The sequence below is a fragment of the Selenomonas sp. WCT3 genome, assembly GCA_900100835.1.
GTDB classification, from domain to species: Bacteria; Bacillota; Negativicutes; order Selenomonadales; family Selenomonadaceae; genus Selenomonas_A; species Selenomonas_A ruminantium_E.
Genome location: FNCM01000030.1, coordinates 1 through 1,818, shown reverse-complemented (window position 1 = coordinate 1,818; position 1,818 = coordinate 1). Strand labels below are relative to the sequence as shown.

Sequence of the window (1,818 nt, the reverse complement as noted above, 5' to 3'; positions counted from 1 at the left end):
GCATGGGTTATCTTTTGGATGGCGCCATCGGCATCGCGGGTAAATCTGACTATTGACTGATCAATTTCATCGCAAATATCACATAGATGGTTTGACTTGTCAAATTGATAGTTGACCTTTCGGCCTGTGATGTCTGTCTGGCCGGTCTTGCGCCCCAGTTCGTCGTAGGTGTAGGCCAACAGCGTTCTGCCGCTGGCTTTCTCGGCAAGCATCAGATCGTCTTTGTCATTCGTTATACCATTCTAATCTTGAAATCAAATTGATTTGCTATCCATTTTATAAAAAAAGCAAACCATTTACGTCCTAAATTCACATAAAAGACCTGCTTATATATCAAGTTATAAGTCAACAGATTTATGGACAGATTTTCCCAATACAACTTTATATTCTATATTCCAACATCTTATTATATCCTTTTATTTATATTCTATTTTTCCCAACTCATCATTTATTCGTACCCCCATATCATATCTATCAAGAATACTATCATTTGAAAAATAACATAGTATAACAAATATGTTTTTTTTAGGATTACAAATCATCATCTTCTCCTCTCCTTGAGTCCAATGCGTTGGTAATATTTGACCATCTAATGACCTAATTAAATCTTCCAATCTATTATTGGTATTAATCATATCTAACAACCCATTAGTTGCGAAGTTTTTTTTATCCCCTATACAGTCTTCCCTTTTTGTAATTGTATTAACTACCATACAGAACGGAATATTTTCTTTGTTCATAATTTCTTCTATTGTCATAAAAAGTCTCCTTATTTTTCAGGCCCCAAGTCAAACCATAAATTTGGTCTCTTTTTTACTAATCGTCTACCTTTTTCTTTCCAATGATTACTAATTTCTTTTTGCCGCAGAGCTTTTCCTCCAGATTCAGAATTAAAAATCGATTTATTAGGATGCCTATTAGGAGTCCCTGCCGTATGCTGATTCCCCTCTGGATGCCCAGGGCCAGGTATTTCATCAATAACCCCACCATCTCTTACGGGAATTTGATGCCTATGATGAGGTGCTAAATGAGTCCCCGCCGAATTTCCTTTCAAAAATTCTTCTCTTTGCTTAGATGTAAATGGACCTTCTCTATACATTGGTTTATCAGATATATCCAGATCTCTCGGGCTCATTTTATGTCCTTCTGGTATTTTTACTTCTTCCCCCTTCCAATTTCTTACAACCTTATCATTTTTTATAGGATCTTTCAGACCATCACAAGCATACCCACTCGGATCGTAATAATCCACCGGGTTATTCGCACAGTAGGCATAAAGATTCAGCCCATCCCCGTGATACTCGTCTTCCTGCGTGAATCGGGCGATTGCTGGGTTGTAGAATCTTGCGCGCAGATAGTATTGCTGGGTTATTGGGTCTAGCTGCTGACCAGTGTATTGGTAGCGGTTCGAGATTTGTTCTTCCGCTTCTATTGTATTACCAAACGCATCATAGGTGTAGCGATTTTTTACATTACTTTGTTCATCCGTGAGGAAGATGGTACTTCCCTGTTCATCGCTGGCGTAGTGGTACCAGGTTTTCTCGGGGTTGGCTTCCATCGCCCAGAGATCGCTGGTACGAATTAATCTTGTAATGTTGCCATCCTCTTTTTCCGCGATTACTTCCCTGTTTTCGTTGAAGATGAACTGTACGAGCTTGCCGTTTTCTTCCATTTCATGACGCAGACCTTCGGCATCGTAGCGGTTTATCTGCATTATGCCTACCTTGGTGGTCACTTTGCTGGTTCTGCGGAAATCATCGTATTCGTAGGTGTTGTTTTCATCTTGGAGCAGATTGCCTGCGTTATCGTAGCGGTAGG

3 protein-coding genes are annotated in these 1,818 nt (G+C 39.7%); all 3 read right to left on the bottom strand.

Annotation, left to right across the window (positions count from 1 at the left end; genetic code table 11):
* A partial coding sequence (locus BLQ36_RS13135) for a hypothetical protein (protein WP_143558783.1) occupies positions 1–212 on the bottom strand: 212 nt, incomplete at its 3' end.
* A gap of 204 nt (positions 213–416) precedes the next feature.
* Positions 417–758, bottom strand: coding sequence for a hypothetical protein (locus BLQ36_RS13130; protein ID WP_074516005.1), 342 nt, complete (start codon positions 756–758; stop codon positions 417–419).
* An 11-nt stretch (positions 759–769) separates the two neighbouring features.
* Positions 770–1,818, bottom strand: a 1,049-nt coding sequence (locus tag BLQ36_RS13625; RefSeq protein WP_143558781.1) for an RHS repeat domain-containing protein, incomplete at its 5' end; no start/stop codon positions are given.